The 25,844-nt window shown below is 69.5% G+C and carries 18 protein-coding genes; 9 read left to right on the top strand and 9 right to left on the bottom strand.

Annotated elements, in window-relative coordinates; all coding sequences use genetic code 11:
- Positions 1–3,093, bottom strand: a 3,093-nt coding sequence (locus NAM01S_RS37325) for an IniB N-terminal domain-containing protein (protein WP_373862681.1), incomplete at its 3' end; no start/stop codon positions are given.
- A gap of 298 nt (positions 3,094–3,391) precedes the next feature.
- Here NAM01S_RS37325 and NAM01S_RS19090 point away from each other — a divergent pair.
- The 6 genes from NAM01S_RS19090 to NAM01S_RS19065 all read left to right on the top strand — a co-directional run bounded on the left by NAM01S_RS19090 (position 3,392) and on the right by NAM01S_RS19065 (position 12,896).
- Positions 3,392–5,194: an Hsp70 family protein gene (locus tag NAM01S_RS19090; RefSeq protein ID WP_169810873.1), complete on the top strand. Its 1,803-nt coding sequence runs from the start codon at positions 3,392–3,394 to the stop codon at positions 5,192–5,194.
- On the top strand, positions 5,187–7,748 hold the full coding sequence (locus NAM01S_RS19085; protein WP_067787158.1) for a LuxR C-terminal-related transcriptional regulator: 2,562 nt from the start codon (positions 5,187–5,189) through the stop codon (positions 7,746–7,748). Before NAM01S_RS19090 ends, NAM01S_RS19085 begins: the two co-directional genes overlap by 8 nt.
- Positions 7,749–7,790: 42 nt before the next feature.
- Positions 7,791–8,918, top strand: a complete 1,128-nt coding sequence (locus NAM01S_RS19080; RefSeq protein ID WP_067787157.1) for a hypothetical protein — start codon at positions 7,791–7,793, stop codon at positions 8,916–8,918.
- Positions 8,919–9,095: 177 nt separating this feature from the next.
- A complete protein-coding gene (locus NAM01S_RS19075; RefSeq protein ID WP_067787155.1) occupies positions 9,096–10,451 on the top strand; it encodes a S1 family peptidase in 1,356 nt (451 codons plus the stop codon).
- Between the two features lie 139 nt (positions 10,452–10,590).
- The gene (locus tag NAM01S_RS19070; protein WP_245910282.1) at positions 10,591–11,835 is read left to right on the top strand and encodes a S1 family peptidase; all 1,245 of its coding nucleotides are present in this window, start codon (positions 10,591–10,593) and stop codon (positions 11,833–11,835) included.
- A gap of 179 nt (positions 11,836–12,014) precedes the next feature.
- Positions 12,015–12,896, top strand: coding sequence for an NRDE family protein (locus NAM01S_RS19065; protein WP_067787151.1), 882 nt, complete (start codon positions 12,015–12,017; stop codon positions 12,894–12,896).
- 90 nt (positions 12,897–12,986) lie between these two features.
- On the opposite strand, the gene NAM01S_RS19060 is transcribed toward NAM01S_RS19065, so the two are convergent.
- Positions 12,987–13,688, bottom strand: a complete 702-nt coding sequence (locus NAM01S_RS19060) for a DUF8020 domain-containing protein (RefSeq protein WP_253799128.1) — start codon at positions 13,686–13,688, stop codon at positions 12,987–12,989.
- Between the two features lie 518 nt (positions 13,689–14,206).
- On the opposite strand from NAM01S_RS19060, the gene NAM01S_RS19055 reads away from it, so the two are divergent.
- Positions 14,207–17,428, top strand: coding sequence for a (Fe-S)-binding protein (locus tag NAM01S_RS19055; RefSeq protein WP_067787146.1), 3,222 nt, complete (start codon positions 14,207–14,209; stop codon positions 17,426–17,428).
- Positions 17,429–17,512: 84 nt separating this feature from the next.
- Here NAM01S_RS19055 and NAM01S_RS19050 read toward each other — a convergent pair whose 3' ends face one another.
- From NAM01S_RS19050 to NAM01S_RS19020, 7 genes are all read right to left on the bottom strand, one after another.
- On the bottom strand, positions 17,513–17,872 hold the full coding sequence (locus NAM01S_RS19050; protein ID WP_067787144.1) for a hypothetical protein: 360 nt from the start codon (positions 17,870–17,872) through the stop codon (positions 17,513–17,515).
- Positions 17,869–18,336: a hypothetical protein gene (locus tag NAM01S_RS19045; RefSeq protein ID WP_067787142.1), complete on the bottom strand. Its 468-nt coding sequence runs from the start codon at positions 18,334–18,336 to the stop codon at positions 17,869–17,871. The genes NAM01S_RS19050 and NAM01S_RS19045 overlap by 4 nt, the downstream gene beginning before the upstream one ends.
- Before the next feature lie 30 nt (positions 18,337–18,366).
- A complete protein-coding gene (locus tag NAM01S_RS19040; RefSeq protein ID WP_067787140.1) occupies positions 18,367–19,530 on the bottom strand; it encodes an acyl-CoA dehydrogenase family protein in 1,164 nt (387 codons plus the stop codon).
- Positions 19,530–20,759 carry an acyl-CoA dehydrogenase family protein gene (locus NAM01S_RS19035; protein WP_067787139.1) on the bottom strand — a complete coding sequence of 410 codons (1,230 nt, stop codon included), beginning with the start codon at positions 20,757–20,759 and terminating at the stop codon, positions 19,530–19,532. The genes NAM01S_RS19040 and NAM01S_RS19035 overlap by 1 nt, the downstream gene beginning before the upstream one ends.
- A 171-nt stretch (positions 20,760–20,930) precedes the next feature.
- Complete coding sequence (locus tag NAM01S_RS35975) at positions 20,931–21,410, bottom strand: hypothetical protein (RefSeq protein WP_067787136.1); 480 nt, start codon at positions 21,408–21,410, stop codon at positions 20,931–20,933.
- Between the two features lie 169 nt (positions 21,411–21,579).
- Positions 21,580–21,837 (bottom strand): CopG family transcriptional regulator, encoded by a 258-nt coding sequence (locus NAM01S_RS19025; protein ID WP_067787134.1) that lies wholly within the window; start codon positions 21,835–21,837, stop codon positions 21,580–21,582.
- A gap of 101 nt (positions 21,838–21,938) precedes the next feature.
- On the bottom strand, positions 21,939–22,475 hold the full coding sequence (locus NAM01S_RS19020) for a YdcF family protein (RefSeq protein ID WP_067787132.1): 537 nt from the start codon (positions 22,473–22,475) through the stop codon (positions 21,939–21,941).
- Between the two features lie 138 nt (positions 22,476–22,613).
- Between NAM01S_RS19020 and NAM01S_RS19015 the strand changes: the two genes are divergently transcribed.
- Together NAM01S_RS19015 and NAM01S_RS19010 are read left to right on the top strand one after the other, a co-directional pair.
- On the top strand, positions 22,614–23,936 hold the full coding sequence (locus tag NAM01S_RS19015) for a UDP-glucose dehydrogenase family protein (RefSeq protein WP_067787129.1): 1,323 nt from the start codon (positions 22,614–22,616) through the stop codon (positions 23,934–23,936).
- A gap of 146 nt (positions 23,937–24,082) precedes the next feature.
- Entirely contained in the window at positions 24,083–25,513 is a 1,431-nt protein-coding gene (locus NAM01S_RS19010; protein ID WP_483869974.1) for a DUF7159 family protein, read from the top strand.
- Positions 25,514–25,844 lie beyond the last annotated feature (331 nt).

Here is a 25,844-nt window from a genome sequence, read left to right as displayed (position 1 = left end):
GGCATCGAGCGCGCCACCCAACCCGGTCTCGAGGCCACCTGCCAGTCCGGCGCCCGCACCGGCAGCACCTTCGAGGCCCGCTGCGAAATCACCACCGAAGTCCGCGGCCGCGTCGACTGCGCCACCGAACCCGGTCTCGAGGCCGCCAGCGAGATCAGCACCCGCGTCGAACGCGCCCTCGAACCCACTCGACACCGCACCACCCGCTCCGAGCGCACCCTCTACGCCCGCAGCGAGATCCGTCCCCGCGTCCAGCGCGCCATCGAAACCGGCAGCGAGGTCACCACCGAACTCGGTCCCCGCGCCGACCGCACCGCCGACACCGGCCGCCAGATCACCGCCGAACCCTGCGCCGGCATCGACGGCACCGCCGAGCCCGGCACCGAAGTCGGCACCCGCCTCGGCACCCGCGTCGATCACGCCACCGAGACCAGCGGAAAGGTCACCACCCAGCCCGGCACCCGCGTCGATCACGCCACCGAGACCAGCGGAAAGGTCACCACCCAGCCCGGCGCCCGCGTCGATCGCGCCATCCAGACCGGCCGACAGATCACCACCGAACTCGGTCCCCGCGTCGACGGCACCTTCCAGACCCGCACCCAGACCGGCGCCCGCACCGAGCCCAGCATTAACCGCACCGTCCAGACCACCGGCCAGCTGACCACCGAAGTCCGCACCCGCGTCGATCGCACCGCCCAGACCCGCGCCCAGATCGGCACCCGCCTCAGCGCCCGCACCCAGCGCACCATCGAGACCTGCGGAAAGGTCACCACCCAACTCGGCACCCGCACCGAGGCCCGCATCCCACGCGCCTTCCAGACCACCGGCCAGATCACCGCCGAACTCGGTACCCGCGTCGACGGCACCGCCCAGGCCAGCACCCAAACCGGCACCCGCGTCGATCGCGCCACCGACACCAGCGGACAAGTCACCGCCGAACTCAGCGCCGGCGTCCAGCGCACCGCCTACGCCCGCGCCCAGATCGGCACCGGCCTGCGCACCCGCACCGAGAGCACCATCGAAACCAGCCGACAGGTCACCACCGAACTCGGTGCCCGCGTCCAGCGCACCGTCCAGACCACCGGCGAGCTGACCGCCGAAGTCCGCACCCGCGTCGATCGCGCCCCCCAGACCCGCGCCCAAGCCCGCACCGGCTTCGGCACCCGCGTCGATCGCACCGCCGACACCAGCGGACAAGTCACCGCCGAACTCAGCGCCGGCATCCAACGCACCGCCTACGCCCGCGCCCAGACCAGCACCGGCTTCCGCACCGGCGTCGATCGCACCACCGACACCAGCGGACAAGTCACCGCCGAACTCGGCACCCGCATCCAGAGCACCGCCCAAGCCAGCGCCCAGACCAGCACCGGCTTCCGCACCGGCGTCGATCGCACCACCGACACCAGCGGACAAGTCACCGCCGAACTCGCCGCCCGCATCGAGCGCACCGCCGAGACCTGCACCGAGGTCGGCACCCGCCTGAGCCCCCGCGTCGAGTGCACCACCGAGTCCGGCCGACAGATCGCCGCCGAGGTCGGCACCCGCATCGACGGCGCCCCCGAGTCCCGCGCCCAGCCCGGCGCCCGCGCCGAGGCCCGCGTCCAACGCGCCGTCCAGGCCACCGGCCAGACCGCCGCCGAGCTCGGCACCCGCATCCAGTGCACCACCCAGACCCGCGCCCAATCCGGCGCCGGCTTCGGCACCCGCGTCGATCGCACCGCCGACACCAGCCGACAGATCACCACCGAACTCACCACCCGCATCGAGCGCGCCATCGAAGCCCGCACCGAGGTCGGCACCAGCCTGAGCACCCGCACCGATGGCGCCCTCGAGTCCCGCACCCAGCCCGGCGCCCGCGCCGAGGCCCGCGTCCAACGCACCACCCAGACCACCGGCAAGATCGCCGCCGAACTCGGCACCCGCGTCCAACGCGCCGCCCAGACCCGCGCTCAGATCGGCACCGGCCTGGGTACCGGCGTCGAGAGCGCCACCGAGACCGGCCGACAGGTCACCACCGATTTCGGCGCCCGCGCCGAGGCCCGCATCCAGCGCGCCACCGAGGCCGGCGCCGAGGTCGGCACCCGCCTGAGTACCCGCATCGAGCGCGCCACCGATTCCAGCCGACAGATCGCCGCCGAGTTCGGTGCCCGCGCCGAGTGCGCCTTCGAGGCCCGCGCCAAGATCGGCGCCGAGGTCCGCGCCCGCGTCCACGGCGCCCCCGAGGCCGGCGCCCGCGCCGAGTGCGCCTTCCAAGCCCGCGCCGACCGAGCCTTCGAGACCCGCGCCCGCACCGAGGCCCGCATCGAGCGCACCACCCAGACCGGCACCCGCACCGGCAGCAATATCACCGACACCGTCCAACACACCACCGACGGCACCGCCGAGACCAGCGCCAGCACCCGCGCCCGCACCGAGGCCCGCATCGAGCGCACCACCCAGACCGGCTCCCGCACCGGCAGCAATATCACCGACACCGTCCAACACACCACCGACGGCACCGCCGAGACCAGCGCCGACACCCGTGCCCAGACCAGCGCCCGCACCGAGAACCCCGTCGAGCACGCCGCCCAGACCGGCTCCCGCACCGGCAGCGATATCACCGACACCGCCCAATGCACCGCCGACAGCACCACCCAAACCAGCGCCGAGCGCGCCGCCCAGATCGAGGCCCGCGCCGAGGTCGCCGTTCAGGCCGGTGCCGAGGCCGAGGTCGATGTCCGTGTTCAGGCCCGCACCGAGGTCGATGTCCGTGTTCACGCCGGCGCCGAGGCCGATATCCGTGTTCACACCCGCACCGAGATCGATGTCGGTGTTCACGTCGACACCTGCGTTGGCACCCGCCGAAGCGCCAAGACCGACACCCGCGGCGGCACCGGCCGACGTGCCCGCCGCGACGATCGCCGACAGCTGCGAGCCGCCGGCGACCAAGGCCGACTCGGCGACCATCGGCGCCACAGCGGCGATGTCCTCCGGCGTCACCGCGGAGAGTCCCGCGGCAGCGAGCGCGCCTTCGGGGTTGGCGCAGTAACCCACCGCGGCCTCGCGGTCGCGCAGCAGGCCGAGGATGAACTCGAGAATCACATTGGGGGTCATCGAGGATCGTCTCCTGGGATCGGCGGACCACGCGATCCGCACTCGTTGGAATGCATTTCACGCTAGGCACGCCTCGCGTTACGGGGGAACGGGGCGGACCCCCACCAATCGCCGGAGCGACCCATTAGGGGCGCGCACGCCATTAGGGGAATATCCCCGCTCTTTCCCCAGCCCCGGTAACGGCGGCCCCTCAGCAACCGACAGATCTGACAGGCCGGATCACACGGCTATCTCGCACAATCGAACAACACAGCAGCGACTACCGGATCCCACGGTTTTCCCCATACGAGGTTCACCAATGACACAGCGTCTGGCGCTCGGCATCAAGGTCGGAGCGTCGAATTCGGTCGCCGTGGCGACGACGGGTGAGATCGGCGACACCCAGGCAGGCCCGGCAGCGGGCGGAGCCGTCGTGAGCCACCCGAGTGTGTTGCGTCTGAGCCAGGACGCCCCGCCTGCCTTCGGGTCCGGCGCGGGGCGCACCGGAAGACACTCCAGTGACGCGGTGCTGGAAGGGTTTCTGGCTCGGGTCGGCGATCCGGTCGACATCCTGGCCGAAAACGGTTCCGCGCACGCGGCGGAGGACTTGGTCGCCACGGCGGTCACCTGTCTCATCGACGAAATCGCCGATGTCACAGGGGAACAGCCCGGGGCGGTCGTCGCCTGCCACCCGGCGTGGTGGTCGCGGCACACGATCGACGTGCAGCGCGCCGCGTTGGACGCCGCGGGCCTACACGAAGTGACGCTCGTCCCAGAGCCGACGGCGGCGGTGCAGTGGCTCGAGGCCGCGCACGGTCCGCTCGGCGAGGGCGCGCTGGTCGTCTACGACCTCGGCGCGACCGGGTCGACAGTCTCGGTGGTGCGCACCGGAAGCCAGACAGCACTGCTCGCGTCGCTGCGCTCCACCGACGTCGCCGGTTCGGAATTCGATCTGCTGACCATGCGTTACGTGCTGGCAAACGCATTGCGTGGAAATGATTTCGATCCGTTCGACCCGGTCGTGGAACGCGAATTGTCGGTATTACGAGAGCGCTGCAAAAATGCGAAAGAAGAGCTTTCCATAAATACCGCCACTGTCGTCCCCGTCCGCCTCGACCCGACTTCTCCGGCGGGCGACCAGATCCGCCTGGTTCGCGGCGAGCTGGAAGAGCTGATCCGTGGTCCGCTGCTCACCTCGATCGATCTGATCCGCGACACCGTGCACCGCGCCGGACTCGACATCGGCGATATCAGCCGGGTGCTGTTGACCGGCGGCGGCGGCGCGATTCCGTTGGTCGGCGAGCTGATCTCGAGCGAGTTCGGCCTCCCGCTGGTCGCCGCGCCCGAGCCCGCCAACACCAGTGCCCGCGGTGCGGCCGCATTGGCCGCCGATCTACTGGACAGTGCGATCGACACCGCCCCGGCCACGGCGTTCGCCCAGGATCCGGCGACCCCCGCCGCTCCGAGGACCAAGGAGTTGCCCGCCCTCGAGCGGCCCGGCCGTCCCGGCGGCAAGGAGAGCGCGCTCCCGGTTTCCCGTATCCGCAGGCTCACCGGCCGTCAGCGCGCCGCGATCGTCGCGGGCGCGGCCCTGGTCATCGGCCTGCTCGCCACCGGAACCGTCGCGATCGGCACCGGCGCGCACTCCCCGGCGAACTCGCCGACCGCCGAGCAGTCCACGTCGACCGGACCCGCCGACGTCGCGGCCCCCGGCGGCACGGGCGCACCCGGAACGGACGCCCCCGTCGCCGATCCCGGCAACGGCACCTCGCAGCAGCCGAAACCCGTTGCCTCACAGCCTGGTTCGGCACCAAACTCGGTCCCCGGCTCCAGCACGGTCGCGGTGGTGAACAACCAGCCCGCGCCCGGACAACCCGCGCCGGGACAGCCCGCGCCCACCGCACCCGGAGAACAGGCAGCGCCGCAGCCGGCGCCGCAACCCACCCCCGGCCCCAATCCCCCTGCGCCGCAACCGCTGCCGCAGCCCCAACAACCGCAGGCCCCGGACCTCCCCACCGAAGTGCTGACCGAACCGCTCGGTGAGGTGGTGGACGGAGTAGGCGGCGCGGTCGGCACGGTGCTGCGCGCGCCGGGTGAGATCCTCGGGGGGAACGGTGGCTGACACGGCGTTCGACACCCTGCCGAGCGCCCGCGACATCCTGCGCGAACTCGACAACACCGAGCAGGAACCGGCGGTCTACCTGATCCGCGGCCGCTCGGGCACCGGCAAGTCCACCTTGCTCTCGGTGATCAGGACGCGTCTGCGCGGACGCGGTATCCCGTTGCAGGACAACGTCGCCGCACCCGGTCCGACGGCGGCGACGAACGGCGCGCACCCCGGCCACGTGGACAGCGTCGACCCGGCCGCGCCCCGCCCGGCGCTCGTCATCGACAATGCCCACACCCTGGGCGCGCCGGAACTGGAAACGCTCTGCGCCGCTGTTGAATCCGGCAATTACACGGCCGTGATCGCGGTGCAGCCGCGCCCGCACGACCCGCAACTGCGTACCCTCGCCGAGACAGTTGCCCGGCGCGGCCGCATCGTCGACCTGCGACCGCTCGGCGTCGCCGACATCCTGCCCTTCGCAAGGGAATTGGGCATGATGGTGCCGCGACCCGTCGCCCAGCACATCCACCAGCAGACCGGCGGTATTCGCGGCGGCGTCGTCGCCGCGCTCACCGCGGCCTGCTCGGCGCGCCTGGACGCCGGGATTCGCGTCGTGGACGAGGCGGTGGCCGACTGGTCGCGCTCGCAGCTGGACAACCTGGAACCGGATCTACTGGAGACTTTGGTCGTCGCGACCACCGGGACCGGCCTGGACTCCAGCGAACTCACCGAGGTGCTCGGCGTCGAATCCACTGCCGCCCAATCGCTCATCGACCGCGCACGCGCCACCGCCCTGGTGACCGACGCCGACCTCTTGCTCGCCCCCGCGGTCGCGCCGCTGCGCACCATGCTCGGCGACCGCAGGTTCGTCGCGGTGCAGCGCAGGCTGCTCACCGCCCGCCTCGACGCGGGCCTGCTGCGCGACCACACCGCGCTGCTGCTCGCCGAGTCCGGCGTCCGCGACCCACGCCTCGCCGAATTCCTCTGCACCGCGGCCGAAACCGCCGGGCGCGAGGCGGTCCGCTACTACGCGGCAGCCGCCTCGGCGGGCGCCGACGCCAATCAGATCGCGCTGCGCTGGGCCGAGGCCGCCGCACGCACCGGCGACGGTGAGACCGCCATGCGGCTGGCCGAACCCGTGCTGGCAAGGGCGGGCGTCGACGGACCCGACCTCGCCGACGCCGTGCGGATCTGCGCGGGTGTCCTGACTCGCCGCGGTCTCATCGGCCGCGCCGCCCAGCTCTACGGCTGGCTCGGCCCGAACCGAGTCGGGCCGGACTGGGCGGTGGGCGCCACCGTGCTGTACCTGGCGGGCAACGTGCCCGCCGCGACCGAACTCTCCGGCACGGCGGGCAACTGGCCGCCCACCCAGGCGGGCGCGCACGCCCAGCTCATCGCTACCGCGCTCGCGAACTCCCTCGCCGATCACGGAAGCGGAACGCCCACCGCGGTTTCCGCGCTCATCCAGGCCGCGCACGCCGACTCCGGCGTCGACCGTTTCCTGCCGTGCACGGCCGTCTCCATCGCGACCCTGCTGTGCCTGAGCACGGGTGAGCCGCGCCGCGCCGGTGACGCGCTGCGCCGGGCGACCACCAGCGGGCTGCGCTGCCATCAACTCCAAGTGCTCACCGCGTGGGCGGCCATTCTCGGCGGTGACGAACAAGCCGCCGCCAACACCGTCGCCGCCTTCGACTGGGACCAGCTCGACGTCCGCGACCGGCTGCTGGCGCACGGCGTCGCGGTCGGCCTTGCCCGCCGCGGCGGCGACCACGCCGCGCTGACCCGCGCCTGGCAAGCCGCGTACCCGCTCTTCGACGACGTCGACGCCGACCTGCTCACCGTGCTGCCGATCGGCGAGCTGTGGCTCGCGGGTATCCGGCTGCGCGACGAACGCCGCATCGCACCGCTCGTCGACGCGACGCTCGCACTGCTCGACCGCCTCGATCAGCCGCCCGCCTGGGCCAACGCTTTCCACTGGTACGGCGTGCAGGCCGCCATCGCGCACGAGAGCCCCGCGGAACTGCTGCCGCACGCGCGCCTGCTCAAGGCCGCGGCGGAAGCCGGCAACCGGCACGCGGCCGTGTTGGTGGACGCTGGCCGCACCTGGGTGCTCGTGCTGCGCGGGCAAGTCGAAGTGAAGCCGGTCGAGGTGGCCGTCAACGGGCTGCGCGAGATCGGCCTGACCTGGGACGCGGCCCGGCTGGCCAGCGAGGCCGCGCTCTCGGCCGCCGAATCCTCGACCGCGACCGCGCTGCTCAAGCTGGCCCGCATGGTGCGCGCCGAGTCCAAGCCGCAGGAACAGCCGGTGCCACCGACCGCCGCGCCGCGCGCCTCGAACACGCCGGAGGCGCCCGCCGACGGCGCCGCGATTCTGAGCGAGCGGGAACGCGAAGTCGCCGAACTGGTCCTGCTCGGATTGACCTACCGCGAGATCGGCGCGCGGCTGTACATCTCCGCGAAGACGGTGGAGCATCACGTCGCGCGGATCCGACGTCGGATCGGTGCGCGATCCCGCTCGGAGTTATTGTCAATGCTCCGCGCCATGGGACACGGCTCGTTGCTTGTGTGATCGCCTCGGGGCGGGCCGATCGACGTCGAAACGAGGAATGTGATGGCCACAGGGGTGGGCCTGCGGATCTCCGATGAGGACTGCACCGCCGCGATCGTCACCGACTCGGGCGACCTGCACTACGTCGTCCGGGAGTCGGTCCTGCACATGTCCGACGACGGCGACACCGTGCTCGGCGGCGAAGCGCCGTCGGACCACTCGCACTCCATCACCGATTTCGTCGGCGCGGTAGGCAACCCCGCAGGTATCTCCGTCGACGACGGCGAGGCGTATCGCGCCGAAGACCTGGTCGCCACCGCCCTGTTCTGCCTGATCAACCTGACCACCGAGCACCTCAGCGGCGCGGCCGAGTTCTACGCCACCCACCCCGGCGCCTGGCCCGCACCGCAGGTGCAGTCGCTGCGCGAGGCGCTGGACTATCTGGGCCTGAAGTCGGTGGTGCTGGTCAGCGAGGCCGATCTGCCCGCGGTCGACACCGCCGAACCCGGCAAGTCGTTCGCCTACGACGCGGCACGGGCCGCGCTTGCCTCGGTGCTCGCCACCCCCGCGGGCGCGACGCCGCCGGATCCGAGCGCCGCCGAGAACTCGACCGTGGTGACCGACGTGATCCCCGCGGTGCCCGCGCCCGAGCCCACCGTGCAGGCCTATTCGGCGGCCATGCCGGCGACACCGCTGCCGACCGAGCTGCTCACCGAGGCGACGCCTGCCGAAAAACCGGCTCCGCCAGTCGAATCCGGCGATCGCCGTCGCATCACGGTGCTGATCGCGGTCGCCGCGTTCATCGGCCTCACCCTCGGCGGCCTCGGTGTCGCCGTGCTCTTCCGTGGCGACGAGTCGCCCACCGTTCCGCAGGTGCGCGACGCGCAGTCCGGCACGTCGAGTACCGCCGTCCCGCCACCACCGCCTCCACCGAGCGCCCCGCCGCCGGTCGCCGAGCCGCCGGTGGTCGTCACCGAGACCACCGAGCCGGAGCCGACCCCCGAGCCACCGCCGCCCCCGACGACCACCGAGTCGACCACCACGCCGAGCGCCACCGCGCCGCCGACCACCACCGTGCCGCGTCGGACCACCACGCGCCCCACCAACCCGTGGTACCCGTACGACTCCGAGAACCCGTACGAATGGTGGACTCCGCAGTGGCAGCCGCCAGGAAACAATCGCCCCCGCTGATTCGCCGTCGTTTAATAGCGAACGGAAGCGGTTTGTGCCCTAGAGTGAAGCGCTGACCGGTTCGTCCGACGTTTCTCGGGCGAATCGGAGTCGCTGGACGAGGACTGTGCGCCAACGGGTTCGCCGCCGACGGCCCACAGATTTAGCTGGCACTTGGCGTGCCGACGAAGGGACTTCATGCGCAAGTTGGTGGCGCGTCGCGCCGCGGTCAAAGCTGCCTCGCTCGGAGCAGCGGCGACCGTTCTCCTGGCCCCCTTGTCCGGCACGGCGACGGCGGAACCCGCACCGCCACAGCTCAGCGCCGACGCCCTGCCCGCGGAACTGGTCGAGGCGATCGCGCGCGATCTGAAGATGACGCCCACCGAGTACCTCGATCGCGCGGCTCGCGCCCAGCAGCTCAGGGAATACGCCCGCGACTTCCGTTCCGAGCGTCCCGATTCCTTCGCGGGCGCGTGGATGGCCGCCGACGGCAAGGCCGTCGTCGCGGTGACCTCGCCGGACGCCGCGAGCATCGCCGCGGCCGACGGCTACCAGACCCGGCTCGCCCCGGTCTCGGCGGACAACCTGGAGAGCTCGCTGATGCAGCTCAACCAGTGGATCACCTCGCTGCCGCGTGAGCTGTCCAACGCGATCAACTCGGTGGCCATCGACTTCCTGAACAGCCAGCTCGTGCTCAGCGTCGCGAACACCCCCGCGGGTCACGTGCTGAACCTGCCGACCCTGATCGCCAACATCAAGGTCATCCTCTCGCCAGGCGGCGGCGGCCCGGTCGAGCGCAGGCCGATGGGCGGCGACACCTACATCAGCGCGCCCGGCTCGCTGCACGACTCCTCGCTGCGCAACGTCGATGTCTGCTCCTTCGGCTTCAACAGCATCGACGCGGCGGGCAACGCGCTCAACATCAGCGCGGGCCACTGCGACCCGAATCTCAGCAAGGCGAACCAGGAGGCCGGTGTCTACCTGCCCAACCTGAAGGACCTGCCGAACAGCCCCGAGCTCGGCACCTTCGTGACCGCCACGCTCGGCGGCGAGAACGCGCTTGACTACTCGGTGATCAAGCTGAACGAGCGCGCCGTCCGTGCCGGCATGGACCAGCCCTCGGTGCGCGGCGCCAACGGCACCACCCTGGCGATCACCGGCACCGCCGACCCGATCACCGGCGCTCCGGTGTGCAAGTCGGGCCAGTCGTCCACGTTCACTTGCGGTTTCGTGGTCGCGGACCGGGTCGAGACGCAGCTCTACACCGCGGAGGGCGAGAGCAAGACGATCCGCGGCTTCGCCAGCTCCGCGTGCACCCTCGGCGGCGACAGCGGCGGCGCGATCGTCTCGGGCACCCTCGCCCTCGGCATCACCAGCGGCTCCAACGCCGCCGACGCACCGGACTGCAACGAGGCGAACGTCGCGCTCGCGCCCTACGGCGGCACCGCCACGCTGGGGATTCCGATCCGCTCGATCCTCGCCGACATCGACGCGACGGCGGGCGGCGGGATCGGCAGCGGCATCCAGGTGCGGACCCGACCGAACGTCGGATAACCGATAAGTCCGATTCGGGCAAAAATGGGGTCCCGGTCGGGTGGGAATACCGGCCCGGACCCCATATAGTCTGGTCATGCTCCTGCCACGTATAGGTCAGTTCCGATCCGCTGCGCGACAGACCAGGTTCCGGAAATCAGTGATCGCCGCCTCGGCGGCGATCTTGCTGTTCGGGCCGACGGCGGCAGTGGCGAACGCGGAACCCGCCCCTGGCCTGCCCGCGGATCTCATCGCCGCGGTCACCCGTGATCTGAAGATCTCCCCCGAGGAATACCTGCGCCGCGCCGATCTCGGCCAGCAGGTCGCGGCCTTCGCCACGTCGGCGCAGCGCCAGTACCCGGAGGTCTTCGGTGGCGCTTGGCTCGACGACGCGGGCAAGGCCGTCGTCGCGATCGCGCAGGGGCCCGGCGCGGAGGAAGCACGCAACGCCGCCGCGTCGGCTGGGTTCGAGGTCCGCAACGTCGCCAAGAGCGAGGCCGCGCTGCGCGGCGAGAAGAGCGCGTTCGAGCGGTGGCTGGAGGGCCAGCCCGAGGCGGTCGCCGCCCTGGTGCGCGGCGTCGTGATCGACACCGTCAACAACAGCATCGCGGTGCGGGTGGACCAGGCGGGTCTGCCGATGCCCAGCTTCGTCGACCCGGCGCGGGTCATCGTGATCGCGCCGCCGGTGGCTGCCGAGCAGCTGCCGCAGGGCACCGCCATCGCCGAGGGCGACAGCAGGGCCGCGCTGGCGGGCGGCGACGGCTACGCGTCGGTGGGCGGCGGGAGCCAGCTGCGCTGCTCGTTCGGTTTCAACGGCACCGACCGGGCGGGCAACGTCGTGAACATCTCCGCGGGCCACTGCAACCCCGACCTCGACAACGCCTCGGCCGTGCACGAGCTGCTGCCCAGGGAGCAGCGCGGCGCCCAGCTCGGCGTGTTCCAGAAGTCGGTGCTCGGCAACCAGGACTACTCGATCATCCGGATCAACGACGCCTTCACCGACCGCTTCAGCAACAACAGCGTGCGGGTGCCCGGCGCCGCGCCGGTCGCGATCGACGGTGTGGCCACCCCGGTGGTCGGCGCCCCGGTCTGCAAGTCGGGTTCGCGCACCGGATTCAGCTGCGGCATCGTCAACGCCGTCGACCAGACCGTGCAGGTCGGCGATCGTGAACTGACGCAGAGCTTCTCGGCCAACATCTGCGCCCTGCCCGGCGACAGCGGCGGCCCGATCGTCACCGGACGTCTCGCGCTCGGCATCTCCAGCGCCTCGTCGGTGGCCGACTACCCGATCTGCGAGATCCCCAACCTGATCGGCGCGCTCACCGGCAACGCGCCGCAGCTGTTCGCGCAGCCGGTCAGTGTGGTCCTCTCGGACAACCCGGGGCTGCGCATCCGCACCAACTGACCTTCGAGGTCCACGAAAGGCCGTCGACGTCCGCGTCGGCGGCCTTCGCTGTTCTCGGGCGTCGTTCGCCCGCACACGGCCGGAGCGAAGGCGGAGGTACGCCTTTTTACTGCTTCCAACACCGGTTTTCGCTGCCCTTTCCGATGACCGGGCGGGGTATGTTCCGGCATTCTGGACCAATGTGTTTGGTGTTGATCGGCTGGCGCGCACACCCGGACTACCGGTTGATCGTGGCCGCCAACCGGGACGAGTTCTACCTCAGGCCTACCGAATCCATGCGGTGGTGGCCGGAGGTGCCCGGACTGCTCGCGGGGCGGGATACGGGCGCGGTCGGCAGGGCCGAGGGCGATCCGCCCGGCACCTGGCTCGGAGCGACCGTGGCCGGCGCACACAATCGCTTCGCCGCGGTGACCAACGTCCGAAATCCGAATGACGAACGGATCGGCGCTCGTTCACGCGGCGCGCTGCTGATGGATTTCCTGCGCGGCGGCGACGACCGGCATCCTTCTGGCGACTTCCCCGGCCCGGAGAAGTACGTTCGCGAGGTCGCCGCGGCGCCCGACGACTACAACGGCTACAACCTCGTCGTCTCGGATCTCGCTGCGCTGTGGTGGCATTCGAACCGCAGCGCGAACCCTCCGCAACCGCTCGCGCCCGGCTTCCACGGGCTGTCCAACGGCACTTTCGTCACCTCGGCGGAGCCTGTCCCCGGCGCCGAACTGGAAGCGCCGCAGCGGATCTGGCCCAAGGTGCGGGACGGCTTGACCGAGCTGCGCAAGGTGGTGGAGTCCGATCCCGGTGCGGTGGACCGGTATTTCGACGTCCTCTCCGATCGCAACGAGGTTCCCGACGACGAGTTGCCGCGCACGGGCGTGCCGCTGGAGATGGAGCGGGCGCTGTCGGCGCGGTTCATCGCCAACGACGTGCACGGCACCAGGGCCAGCACGGTGCTGCTGGTGCGGGAGAACGGGACGTTCGAGATGGCGGAGCGGTCCTACGGCGCGATGGGGATTCGCTTGGGGGCGGTCTCATTTCACGGCTCACTGACACTGCCGAGCTGAACCAACGAAAACCGGCCCGCTCCCCGAAGGGAACGGGCCGGCCGTTGATCGTGACGCGACGCCGAACCGCGGTTACGGCGCCGAAGAGGACTACTTGGGCGCTTCCTCGGTCTTCGGCTTGTCAGCCCACTTGGTGGTGCCCGGCGCGGCCTGCAGGGTGTTGATCAGGTCCATGCCCGCGACGGCCAGGGCCGGAGCACCAAACGCGATGGTGCCGAGAATGCCTCCGATACCGGCGAAGGCAGCGATCGTCGGAATCGCCGCGATGCAGCCGATAATCGTCAGGCACTCGATGAGACCGACCGCAACGCCGATCACGCCACCGGCAACCACACCGACGGCGGTACCGAGGAAACCACCGACGGCGGTCGCGATGCCGAACTGACTGGCGAACTCGTTCTGCGCCCGCTGGTTCTCCATCGGGGAGGCAACCGGCTTCAAAGCCACGCCCACCGCGTCGACCTTCGTGGTCGCCTTCTTGTCCGCCGGGATGGCGTTCTGGTCCGGCGTCAGCTCGAGCACCTTGTTGTCGTTCTTGAGCTCCGGCTTCACCGGGACCGCGATGTCGGCGACCTTGAAGCCGAGCGGCAGCTCGACCACGGTGTTGCCCGCACTGTCCTTGACCAGGTAGATGTCGTTTTCCTGGACATCATCAGACGACTTGGCCAGCTCGAAGGTCCCCCCCTTGAGCGTCGTCACGACCGTCTTGTCCACCAGCTTGACGGAGTAGCTGATGGGCTCGGCAGAAGCTGGCGCGGGCTCGGCGTGAGCAGTGCCCATACCCACGGTCATCGCGCCGATGACCAACGCGGCGGCCGCGGTGGTTCTGCGGAAGTTCATTCGGTTTCCAATCCATCATCAGGGTTGTTGTCCGCGCGCCGCTCTTACACACGCGAGAGCTCTCAATCAACCCGAAAGACGGTCGGCCCCTTCGGATTCTCCCCGAGCGGGTGTGAAGACAGGCGTAGCAAACAGAACGCACGTGAGCGTAATCGAACGAGCGCCCAGAAGCGAGATCGATAACAAAATCCGCCGAGTAAGCCTGTCCTTACCGAATAGGACGACTTGCTCGGCGTTTACGGTGGTTACCGGCCGATCTCACGACGAACCCGGAAGATTCTATGTGAGATTGATCACAGGTAAATTTTAGGTCAAGCCCCAGCAAGCAGGGCTAGCCCTCAAATGCCGATCGTACGATAGACACCAGAAGTTACCGGCGGGTAACTTACTGGCGGTTACGATACGAGCCAACCGGTGTGGCAGGCCTGCCGCACCAGAACGCTCGTGTTGCCTCAAAGAAAGGTCGCGACATGAATGCCCTGACAGTGACGCTGGGCACGATTGGGGCGACGCTCAGCCTCCTGTGCTGGGCGTCGTTCTTCGGCGGCGTCAGGAACATCGCTCGCACCATCATGGTCGGACAGGGCGCACCGGATCGGTGGCGTCCGTTCTTCCCGCGCTTCAAGCAGATGCTTGTCGAGTTCCTCGCGCATACGCGGATGAACAAGTTCCGCACCGTCGGCTGGGCGCACTGGCTCGTGATGATCGGCTTCCTCGGCGGCGCCATGCTGTGGTTCGAGGCATACGGTCAGACCTTCGACCCGGCGTTCCACTGGCCGATCATCGGCGACACGGCGATCTACCACCTCTGGGACGAGATCCTCGGCATCGGCACCGTGGTCGGCATCGGCGCGCTGATCGTCATCCGGCAGCTGAACCACCCGCGCCTGCCCGAGCGGCTGTCCCGCTTCAGCGGCTCGAAGTTCGCACCGGCCTACGTCATCGAGGCGATCGTTCTCCTCGAGGGCCTCGGCATGGTCTTCGTGAAGGCCGGCAAGATCGCGACCTACCACCACTCCAACCCCGCGACCGACTTCTTCACCATGCAGGTCGCCAAGCTGCTGCCCGCGAGCCCGGTCATGGTGTCGATCTTCGCGTTCATCAAGCTGATGTCGGGTATGGCCTTCCTCTACCTGGTCGGCCGTAACGTCACGTGGGGCGTGGCCTGGCACCGCTTCTCGGCTTTCCCGAACATCTACTTCAAGCGCGAGGACGACGGCGGCGTCGCCCTCGGCGCGGCCAAGCCGATGATGTCGGGCGGCAAGGCGCTCGACATGGAGAACGTCGACCCGGACAACGACACCCTCGGCGCAGGCCGGATCGAGGACTTCTCTTGGAAGGGCATTCTCGACTTCACCACCTGCACCGAATGTGGTCGCTGCCAGTCGCAGTGTCCCGCGTGGAACACCGGTAAGCCGCTGTCGCCGAAGCTGCTGATCATGTCGCTGCGCGACCACACCTACGCCAAGGCGCCGTACCTGCTGGCCGGTGGCCGCAAGGACATGGGCGGCGACGAGGTCGGCCTCGTCGACGCCGAAGGCAAGCCGAACGAGGCCGCGCTGGCCAAGATCTCGGAAGCGGCCAAGGCCGAGGCGGAGCGTCCGCTGGTCGGCGGCGAGGACGTCAACGGCATCATCGATCCCGAGGTGCTGTGGAGCTGCACCACCTGTGGCGCGTGCGTCGAGCAGTGCCCGGTGGACATCGAGCACGTCGACCACATCATCGACATGCGCCGCTACCAGGTGCTAATCGAGTCGGAGTTCCCCTCCGAGCTGGCGGGTCTGTTCAAGAACCTGGAGAACAAGGGCAACCCCTGGGGCCAGAACGCCAAGGACCGCCTGAACTGGATCAACGAGGTCGACTTCCAGATCCCGGTCTTCGGCAAGGACGCGGACAGCTTCGACGGCTACGAATACCTGTTCTGGGTCGGTTGCGCGGGCGCCTACGAGGACCGCGCCAAGAAGACCACCAAGGCCGTCGCCGAGCTGCTCGCCACCGCCGGCGTGAAGTTCATGGTGCTCGGCCAGGAGGAGACCTGCACCGGTGACTCGGCCCGTCGCGCGGGCAACGAGTTCCTGTTCCAGCAGCTGGCGCAGCAGAACATCGAGCTGCTGAACTCGGTGTTCGAGGGCGTCGAGGATCGTAAGAAGAAGATCGTCGTCACCTGTGCGCACTGCTTCAACGCGCTGAACAACGAGTACCCGCAGGTCGGCGGCACCTACGAGGTCGTGCACCACACGCAGCTGCTGAACCGCCTCGTGCGGCAGAAGAAGCTGATCCCGGTCGCCTCGGTGACGCAGAACGTGACCTACCACGACCCCTGCTACCTGGGCCGTCACAACAAGGTCTACAACGCGCCGCGTGAGCTGATGGAAGCTTCGGGCTCCACCCTGGTGGAGATGCCGCGGCACGGCGAGCGGTCCATGTGCTGTGGCGCCGGTGGTGCGCGCATGTGGATGGAAGAGCAGCTCGGCAAGCGCATCAACATCGACCGCGTCGACGAGGGTCTGTCGACCCTGGCGTCGTCGAACGGCTCCGCGCCGGGGAAGATCGCGACCGGTTGCCCGTTCTGCCGCGTGATGCTCAACGACGGTGTCACCGCGCGTCAGGAGAAGGGCGAAGGCGAAGGCGTCGAGGTCGTCGACGTGGCCCAGCTGATGCTGGACGCCATCGAGCGCGTCGAGCCCGCAACGCTGACCGAGAACCTGACCGTCATCCAGGAGCCCAAGGCCGAACCGGAGCCCGAGCCGGAACCGGAGCCCGTCGCCGTGGCGACCGAGGCGCCTGCGGCCGCCAAGGCGGCGCCGACCGGTGGTGGCTTGGCCATGAAGGGTCCGGCCAAGGCGCCCGGTGGTCTGGGCATGAAGGGCGCGGCGAAGGCGCCCGGTGCGAAGGCGGAAGCGGCTCCGGCCGCGGAAGCAGCCGCGCCCGCCAAGGGTCTGGCCATGAAGGGTCCGGCCAAGGCTCCAGGCAAGGGACTCGGTATGAAGGGTGCCGCCAAGGCGCCCGGCGCGAAGGCGGAAGCGGCTCCGGCCGCGGAGGCTTCGACTGCCGAGGCTTCGGCCGCTCCCGCCGCGCCCGTCAAGGGCCTGGCCATGAAGGGTCCGGCCAAGGCGCCGGGCAAGGGTCTGGGTATGAAGGGCGCCGCCAAGGCGCCGGGTGCGAAGGCGGCGGCTCCGGCTGCCGAAGCCGCTGAAGCTCCCGCCGCGGAAGCGCCCGCGGGTCCGCCCGTCAAAGGTCTGGGGATGAAGGGTGCGGCCAAGGCGCCCGGCGGTAAGGGTCTGGCGATGAAGGGTGCCGCGAAGGCGCCCGGCGCCAAGGCCGCTGCTCCGGCTGCCGCCGAACCGGCCGCGGAAAGCTCTGCGGCGGAATCGGCTTCGGCACCGGCCTCGGCTCCGGCTCCTACCGAAACCAAGCCGACCGTTCCCGCCAAGGGTCTCGCCATGAAGTCCGGCTTCAAGCGCCCCGGGCCCAAGGCTCCCGGCGCCGCCGCGACCCCGGCCCCCGCCGAGCCGGCTGCCGCCGAACCGGTTTCCACTGACCCGGCCCCGGCCGCCGAAGCCCCGCAGCCCGCACCGGAACAGCCCACCAACGGCACCTCCGGCAACGGCTCCGCCGTCGCACCCCCGACCGCCAAGCCGGGCGGCCTCGGCTTCAAGTCGGGCGCGAAGGCTCCGGGCCGCAAGAACTGACACGGCCCCCAACTGAACACAGCACTCGGCCCGGGTTCCCTCCGAACCCGGGCCGAGTGCTTTTGCGGCTCCCGATCCCGCGCTCTACTCCGTCTCCTTGGGATGCCCGGGGAGACAACGTTCGAGCAGTACGCGGCCCGCGGTTCGGCTGCCTTTCGGAGCGTGCTCGACGAAATACCAGAGTCGTCCGCCGTCGCTGAACTTGTACTGGTAGCGCTCGTAGGTCTGGCCTTGGTAGCTGCCGTAGCGAAGCTCGCCCTTCAGCGGATACAGCCGTGCCGAGCGGACCTCGGGTTCGCGGGTCAGCAGGTCCCAGGCGTCGACCATCGCGTTACGCGCCGCGGCGAGGCAGTCGGTCCAGCCTTTCTGCGCTTCGCTGGTGATGAAGACGATCTCGTATTCGGTGCGTTTCAGCGGCCTCGTGACATCCCGTCGCTTGCTCACTCGTCACCCTCGGGGTTCGGAACCGGGACCGGTTCGTCGAGGTAGTCGAGGTCGGAGGCGTCGACGCGGATGCGGGGGTCCGCGTAGGCGGCGGCGGTGTCGCGCCATGCGGCGAGTGTCGCGGTGAGGCCGGAGAGGCGGCCGACCGAGAGGCCGCCGCGGGCGTTGTTCAGGAAGTCAGCCACGAACTCCGGCCGCTGGTCCTCGGGCAACAACTCGATCCACGGAAACGCGATCGTAAGCCGGTCGACGAGCCGCTCGAGCAGCTCGTCGTCCAGCGCCAAGGCGAGCAGTTGGGTCAGTGCGCCGAGCGTCTCCTGGGTCGCGGCGGCCTCGGCCGCATCCGACAGCCGCACGGGCGGCGCGGAGCGACGAACGAGGGTCACATCCCCGTTCTCCTCCATCGCCTCGATGACCCGATTCGGGTCACGTAGGAACTCTGACCATGTAGCTGTCGCACCCATGCGACAAGTATGTCAGAACTAGTTCTGATGTCACTCGGATAGCGCTGACGGCCTGGTCAACCGCGCGTAGCGGGCGCGGTGGTCGTCGGTGGTGCCGAATTCGCGTTCCAGGGCGGTGAGGCGTTTGAAGTAGTGGCCGACGGCGAGTTCCTCGGTCATGCCCATGGCGCCGTGCAGTTGGACGGCGTTCTGGCCGATGAAGCGGGCCGCGCGGCCGATGGTGACCTTGGCGGCGGAGAGGGCGCGGGCGCGGTCGGACGGGGCGGCGGAGAGGGCGTGGGCGGCGAGGTGGGCCGCGGCGATGGCCTGCTCCAGTTCCATGTACATATCGACCATGCGGTGTTGCAGAGCCTGGAAACTGCCGATCGGAACGCCGAATTGCTGGCGCTGCTTGGCGTATTCGACGGTGTCGGCAAGCACTTTGCGCATACAGCCGACCGCCTCGGCGCAGATCGCGGCGATCGCGACGTCCACGGTGGGTTCGATCGCGTCCCACGCCGTGCCTTCGGTTCCGAGCAGTGCGTCGGCGGGGAGCCGGAATTCGGTGAAGGTGAGATCGGCGCCGACTCGGTCGTCGATGGTGCGGTAGGAGTGCACCTCGACCCCGGCGGGCGGATTCGCCGCGTCGAATTCGGTGAGGAACAAGGAGATTCCGGCTCGATCGCGCCGATCACCCGCGGTGCGCGCGGAGACGAGCAGGTGCGTCGCGAGCGGCGCGCTGGTCACCACGCATTTGGCTCCGACGAGCACCCACGAGTCGCCGTCTCGGCGCGCGACGGTGCCGACGTCGTGCAGCGTCGGACCGGAAGTCGGCTCCAGCGACGCGAACGCGGTCCGAACATCGCCAGCGACGATCCCGCGCAACACTTCGTCCGCCCGCGCTCCGCCGGATCGCTCCAGCAGGCCGGCGCCGATCACAACGGTGTCGACGAACGGCTCGACGACCAGCGCACGTCCCAATTCCTCGGCGATGACCATCAATTCGGCTGCGCCGCCGCCCATTCCATCGACCCGCTCGGGCAGCGTCGCGCCGAGAATACCGAGTTCCTCGGCGAATCCGCGCCAGACGGCGGGCTGCCATCCCTGCGCGGATTTGGCTGCTGCCCTGCTCTTCTCCAAGTCGTAGCGGACGCCGAGAAATCCGGCGACCGCGTCGCGCAGCAGCTGCTGCTCCTCGGTGAGTGTGAAGTCCATCAGAGCCCCAATGCTGCTTTGGCGAGGATGTTTCGCTGAATCTCGTTGCTACCGGCGTAGATCGATCCGGCGCGGTCGTTGAAGTAGCGCAGCGGCGCGACGGCCTGCCAGTCGGCGCCGCTGTGGTAACCGTCTGCGGGCGGCGTGAATTCGGCGATCGGCCCGCCCGGCGCGGTGGCATGCGGCTGATAGACGCGCCCGACCGTGCCCGCGGCATCCAACGCGAGTTCCGTCAGTTGCTGACTCAGCTCGGTCGCAAGGATTTTCAGCATCGAGGAGGCCGGACCCGGATCCTTGCCCTGCGCCATCGCCGAAATCGTCCGGTACTCCAGCACTTCCAGCACATCGGTGCGAATCCTCGCGTCGGCCAAGCGCAGCGCGAAAGCGGGGTTGTCGATGAGCGGATTGCCGTCCGGGCCAGGCTGCCGCGCCGCCGCCTCGGCCAGTTCCTGACCCATGACCTGCAACATCGGCGCCGCCGCGCCACCGCGCTCGTGCACGAGCAGGTACTTCGCCACCGTCCAGCCGTCGTCGATGCGGCCGAGCACGTTGCTCTTCGGCACCCGGACGTTGTCGAAGAACACCTGGTTCTGCACCTGCTCGCCAGAGGTCATCACCAGCGGCCGGATCTCGATGCCGGGGGTGTTCATGTCGATGAGCAGGAAGGTGATGCCCTGCTGCTTCTTGCCCGTGCGCGAGGTGCGCACGAGACAGAAGATCCAGTTGGCCTCGGTGGCGTGCGTGGTCCAGATCTTGCTTCCGGTGCAGACGAAATCCTCGCCGTCATCGATCGCCGCCATGCTGAGCGAGGCCAGGTCCGAGCCCGCTTCCGGTTCCGAATAACCCTGGCAGAAAAAGATCTCGCCGGTCAGGATGCGCGGCAGGTAGAAGGCCTTCTGCTCCGGCGTGCCGAACGCGATGATGGCGGGCGCGACCATCCGGATGCCCATCGGAGACAGCGTCGGCGCGCCGGCGAGCGTCGACTCCCTGCTGAAGATGTAGTGCTGGGTCAGGCTCCAGTCGCAGCCGCCGTGCTCCACCGGCCAGTGCGGCGCAGCCCACCCGCGCTCGTGCAGAATCCGCTGCCACTCCATGCTGGCCTCGTGGTCCGGATACACGCTCGTCGCCAGCCGCCCCGCCCGCCGCAACTCCGGCGTCAGCTTCGCGTCGAGAAAGCCCCGCACCTCGTCCCGAAAGGCCAGATCGGCCGCTGACCAGTCGTAATCCATCTGTCCTCCCGGCGGGGGTATGCCACGGTGCACCACTATTGGCCACCGGCCAACATGCCCCCAATGTAAGCCCCGCGCTCGCCGGAAATCAAACTGAAGCCACCCGCCCGCAGTTTGGGCGGCGGGAGAGACGCCTGGCCTCCCCGCGGTGCCTCGGTGCGCCGTAGCGGACTATGGCGCGCCGTAGAGGCCGAGGCCCTTGGCGAGGGTCGGCCAGGAGGACTCGAGGTCGTCCTGCCAGTAGCCCCAGGAATGGGTGCCGGTCTCGCGGTAGACGAAGGTGGCGGGGATGCCGAGTTGGTTGAGGCGGTTGTTGAGGTTGCGGGTGGACCAGTTGACGCCCGCCTCGATGACGCTACCGATGGCGACGACCTGGGGCGTCTCTTCCGGCGGCTCGAGGCGGAACTTTCCGCCGGGCAGGTCGTAGATGCCGGGGATGCCGTTGCCTGTGGAGGCGAAAATGTTTGCGCCGCGCAGTTCTCGGCGTTGAGGATAGGGTCGTTCGCCGCGGCACTCATCAACGCCGCCAACGCGACCCGCAAACCGTTCCGGTGGTATCCCATACCCTCCCCTGACGCGTCTCGCGGAACTGATCGAAATCAGCTCGGTCGCGCTACCGTGGGACGAGCCGCAACGAAACCCCTTGCCCAATTTACACTTTCACGACCGCGACCTTCGCCCCGCACAAGGCGGTGAGGTCCTCCGGATCGGACGTGAGGATCGTCGTGGGTCCTGGTGCGGCGAGCGCAGTAGCGCAGAGTATGGCGTCGATCGCGTGCTCGTGGCCGTGCAGACCCGCGCGACCGAGGAGGGTGGCCCCTCATACCCCGTCCGTCGCACGTTGCGGTGCCCGCACTTGATCGAGCTGATCACGCAGGGCCTGCACCTCTTCCTCCGTGACGGGCCCGTGCTCCTCCTCGGCGACGGCGACGATCTCGTTCAGGTTGTCCCGCTCGATCTGCCTTGCCACCGCTGCGGCCACATCGCTGGAGAATCTGGATGGCCCGCTGCGGGCGCGAGCGGCCTCCGCGACGTCTCTCGGCATGGTGGTCGAATACTCGCCGGTATTCTCACTCATGCGACTTATCCAACCGATGATCCGCCCTCCCTGCCAGCGAATCAGGAAAGAGGGTGGCCGACTTCGATGACCGGGCCGTACGGTCCGGGTTCGGTGACCGGTCAGCAGTCCTCGAAGAACGCCTTCGCGTATCCCGCCGACTGGTAGACGTAGTCGTACGCCCATCGGAGCACCGAGAGATCCGGCTCAGGATCGACGAAGAGAAGCTCTCCGTCCCAACACTTTTCGAGGATGTACCGGGCGCGGGAGATGTGCGGGGTGAAGGTGACGACGACGACGCGGCGCCATCCTTCGGCGCGTGCCCGGCGAGCGAGTTCGCGTCCCTCGCCGCGGGTGGTGCGCGGGGACGGGTCGAAGCAGATGACGTCGAAGCGGTAACCGCCGTGACAGATGCGGTTCATCCGGGCGCTGTACTCGTAGGGGTCGGAGAAGAGCACCCGTGGCGCGTAACCCGCTGCGGCCAAGCGCAGACCGAGTTGCTCGCGGCCGTCGTGCGCGCCGCCGAGCACCAGGATCGCGTCGGCCGCCGCGGGCGGGTCGGTGCGCGGCCGGACATAGACCGGCCAGAGCGCGACGACAGCGACGACGAGCAGCGCGACGAGGCCGATCACGGCACGGGTCACCGAACGTCGTCGCACGCCCCCGATCGTATCGGCACCGCATCACCGCAGGTCACCGCCGTCGAACAGGGGCTGTTTCCACCTGTACACCTGCTGTTGCCGTGACCCTTGCCTCGCTGACGTGGCGCGGCCATCGTGGGGGCTTACCAATCGATCATGCGATGCACAGTCTTCGGAACCGGGTACCTGGGGGCCACGCACGCCGCCTGCATGGCCGAACTCGGGCACGACGTGATCGGGGTGGACGTCGATCCGGGCAAGGTGGCGAAGCTGTCCGACGGCGTGGTGCCGTTCTACGAGCCCGGCCTCGAGGAGGTGCTGCGCCGGAATCTCGACGCGGGCCGACTCAGGTTCACCACGTCGTATCCGGAGGCCGCCGCGCACGCCGACGTGCACTTCCTCGGCGTCGGCACGCCGCAGAAGAAGGGCGAGTACGCCGCCGACCTGAAATACGTGCACGCCGTGGTGGATACGCTCGCGCCGATGCTGGAGCGGCCATCGGTGCTGATCGGCAAGTCGACCGTTCCGGTCGGCACGGCCGCCGCGCTCGGCGCGCGGGCCAGGGAGCTGGCGAGCACCGACGTCGAAGTGGCGTGGAATCCGGAGTTCCTGCGTGAGGGTTTCGCCGTGCAGGACACGCTGCGCCCCGACCGCCTGGTGCTCGGCGTCGACCACGCCAGAAACAACGCCGCCTGGGTCGAAGACCTGGTGCGCGAGATCTACGCCGATCTCATCGCGGCGGAGGTCCCCTTTCTGCTGACCGATTTGGCCACCGCGGAATTGGTGAAGGTCTCCGCGAATGCCTTTCTGGCGACGAAGATCTCGTTCATCAACGCGGTCTCGGAAGTCTGCGAGGCGACCGGCGCCGACGTCACCGTGCTCGCCGACGCGCTCGGTTACGACGCGCGCATCGGCCGCCGATTTCTCAACGCGGGCTTGGGTTTCGGCGGCGGTTGTCTGCCCAAGGACATTCGAGCCTTCATGGCGCGCTCCGGTGAGCTGGGCGCGGACCACGCCGTCGCGTTCCTGCGCGAGGTCGACAACATCAACATGCGCCGTCGCACCAAAGTGGTGGACATGGCCGCAAAGGCTTGCGGCGGTTCGCTGCTCGGCGCGAACGTGGCCGTGCTGGGCGCGGCTTTCAAACCGGAGTCCGACGACGTGCGCGACTCCCCCGCGCTCAACGTCGCGGGCATGATCCAATTGCACGGCGCGGTGGTGACCGTGTACGACCCGAAGGCACTGGAGAATTCGCGCCGGGTCTTCCCCACCTTGAATTACGCGACCTCGGTGGCCGAGGCCTGCGACCGCGCCGACGTGGTCCTCGTGCTCACCGAGTGGGACGAGTTCACGGCGCTGCGTCCGCGAGATCTGGATCGGGTGGTGCGCGGCAGGTCGATCATCGACGGTCGTAACTGTCTCAATCGTGCCACCTGGAGAGAGGCGGGATGGGTGTACGCCGGACTCGGCACACCGTAAAGTTGCCTGGCGAGGCCGCGCCGGATTTCCCGATCCTGCCTGCCTCGTGTGCGACTGAGCGCCGCCGGTAGGGTCCCGGGAGCGGGTCGCGTCCTTGGCGACGCGAACTCGCTTTGTCGTGAAGCGTGAAACGAGATGGGCAGCTGATGAGTTCGGTACTGGGAGTTTCGGTGGGGGCCGGCGCTGTCCGTATGGCGCGACCACACGCCGGCAATCCCCCCGGCCACGTCACGCCCGACGCCTTCGACCTGCAAACCATTCCGGTAACCCAGCATCGCGCCGAAGAACTCGCCGCCGAGGCGGTCGGCGTCACGCTGGCGACCCATCAGATCGGCGCGACCGCGTTCGCCTATCGCAGCGAACAGCAGGCGAGGGCCGTCCGCGCCGCCATGGCGCGCCAGCAGATCACCAACTACGAACTGGTGCCCGAGGTCTTCGCCGCGCTCGAATTCGCCCAGGCCACCGGCGATATCCGGGGCATCTCCTCGCTGGTGGTCTACGACCTCGGCAGCACCGGGCTCTCGGTGAGCGTGGTCGACACCCAGACCAGGGAGGTCAGGCACAGCGAGCGCACCAGCGACATCAGCGGCGACTACCTGGATTCGCTGATCCGCGAACAGCAGATCGCCTCGGGCCGCATCGCGCACCCGCAGGACCCAGCCGGGCTCGCCGCTCTGGACGCGCTGTGCCGGGAGGCCAAGGAGCAGCTGTCCAGCAACACGGCGGTCGCGCTGCCAAGCGAGCAGGGTCTGGTGCTGCTCGCGCAGGAGAACTTCGAATCGCTGATCATGCTGGCCATCGAGTCGTCGGCGCGGATGGCGCGGGATGTGATCGTGCGCTCCGATCGTCCGGTGCACGGTGTGCTCGCGATCGGCGGTTGCGCCAGGATTCCGCTGATCGGCAAGGTGCTGGAGCGGTGGATGGGCGTGCCGGTCATAGTGCCGGAAAGCCCGGAGACGGTGGTCGCGCGCGGCGCTGCGCTGCTCGCGAGACCGGTCCGTCCCGCGGCCCCGGTCGGTCAGCCCGCTCCCGCCGCGAGCCAAGCGCCCGTGGGCGGCTTCCACGACGAGGATCTCTCGCCGGCCTGGTTGTCGGCGCCGCCCAAGCGCCGCCCGAAGCGCCCGAAAGGCAGGCCGCAGCCGGACGACATCGACGATATCGACGGTCTCGCCGACGACTGGCTCGCCGCCAACCCGCGCCGCCGCGAGAAGCGCGAACTGAACGGCGCCGTGCTGACCGTCAGCGCGTTGGCCGTCGTCGCCGCGATCGGACTCGGCCTGGGCTACGGACCCCAAGTGCTGGAACGGGATTCGCAGAGCAGCGAGGGCTCGACGTCGGTCTCGCCGAGCGGCGTGCCGCGCACAACCACCCTCGATCCGCAGATCGCGGTCGCACCGGCCACCACGACGGAGACCGAGGAATCGATCGCCGCCCCGCCCCCGCGCCGCCAGACCACCACGACCCCACCGCCCACCCAGGGCCCGAACACCTTCGTCGTCCCCGGCCTCCCGCCGATCGTGGTCCCGACCATCCCGCCCGAAGTCTTCCCCTTCCCGCCACCACCGCCCCCGCGCTGAACCCCGCGCGCCCGTGCACCGCGTCGGTGGCATGAGCCATCGCCGACCCAGACCACACCCCAGTGCGCCGCCGCTCCGTCGCCGCGCGCGGGGACCGCAATCATCGCCGGTCAGCCTCACCTGCCGACTCGCCAGGTCCTCGCCACTCCCACCGCAGGTCGGACGACATGCACCGCCCCGCCGAGGCAATCCCGCCTGAGTGCGAACCATCGTGCGCCCGTCGCCACCGCGCTGAGCTCCCCGCGCCCTTACCACCCGTGCGCCAGATCGCTTGCATGAGCCGTCGCCGCCGTCGACCACACCACCGCGCACGGCCGCCCTGTCGCCGTGC

The organism is Nocardia amikacinitolerans NBRC 108937 (assembly GCF_001612615.1).
In the GTDB taxonomy this organism is placed as follows: Bacteria; Actinomycetota; Actinomycetes; order Mycobacteriales; family Mycobacteriaceae; genus Nocardia; species Nocardia amikacinitolerans.
Note: the sequence above shows the minus strand (reverse complement) of the source record. Positions and strands in the feature narration are given on the sequence as shown.

What these genes read in the sequence shown, in the direction of transcription:
- NAM01S_RS19060 (WP_253799128.1), bottom strand. Translation starts at nt 13,688, where the DNA reads ATGACCGTGGGTATGGGCACTGCTCACGCCGAGCCCGCGCCAGCTTCT.
- NAM01S_RS19040 (WP_067787140.1), bottom strand. Translation starts at nt 19,530, where the DNA reads ATGGACTTCACACTCACCGAGGAGCAGCAGCTGCTGCGCGACGCGGTC.
- NAM01S_RS19035 (WP_067787139.1), bottom strand. Translation starts at nt 20,759, where the DNA reads ATGGATTACGACTGGTCAGCGGCCGATCTGGCCTTTCGGGACGAGGTG.
- NAM01S_RS19080 (WP_067787157.1), top strand. Translation starts at nt 7,791, where the DNA reads ATGGCCACAGGGGTGGGCCTGCGGATCTCCGATGAGGACTGCACCGCC.
- NAM01S_RS19055 (WP_067787146.1), top strand. Translation starts at nt 14,207, where the DNA reads ATGAATGCCCTGACAGTGACGCTGGGCACGATTGGGGCGACGCTCAGC.
- NAM01S_RS19065 (WP_067787151.1), top strand. Translation starts at nt 12,015, where the DNA reads ATGTGTTTGGTGTTGATCGGCTGGCGCGCACACCCGGACTACCGGTTG.
- NAM01S_RS19010 (WP_483869974.1), top strand. Translation starts at nt 24,083, where the DNA reads ATGAGTTCGGTACTGGGAGTTTCGGTGGGGGCCGGCGCTGTCCGTATG.
- NAM01S_RS19045 (WP_067787142.1), bottom strand. Translation starts at nt 18,336, where the DNA reads ATGGGTGCGACAGCTACATGGTCAGAGTTCCTACGTGACCCGAATCGG.
- NAM01S_RS19075 (WP_067787155.1), top strand. Translation starts at nt 9,096, where the DNA reads ATGCGCAAGTTGGTGGCGCGTCGCGCCGCGGTCAAAGCTGCCTCGCTC.
- NAM01S_RS19025 (WP_067787134.1), bottom strand. Translation starts at nt 21,837, where the DNA reads ATGAGTGAGAATACCGGCGAGTATTCGACCACCATGCCGAGAGACGTC.
- NAM01S_RS19015 (WP_067787129.1), top strand. Translation starts at nt 22,614, where the DNA reads ATGCGATGCACAGTCTTCGGAACCGGGTACCTGGGGGCCACGCACGCC.
- NAM01S_RS19090 (WP_169810873.1), top strand. Translation starts at nt 3,392, where the DNA reads ATGACACAGCGTCTGGCGCTCGGCATCAAGGTCGGAGCGTCGAATTCG.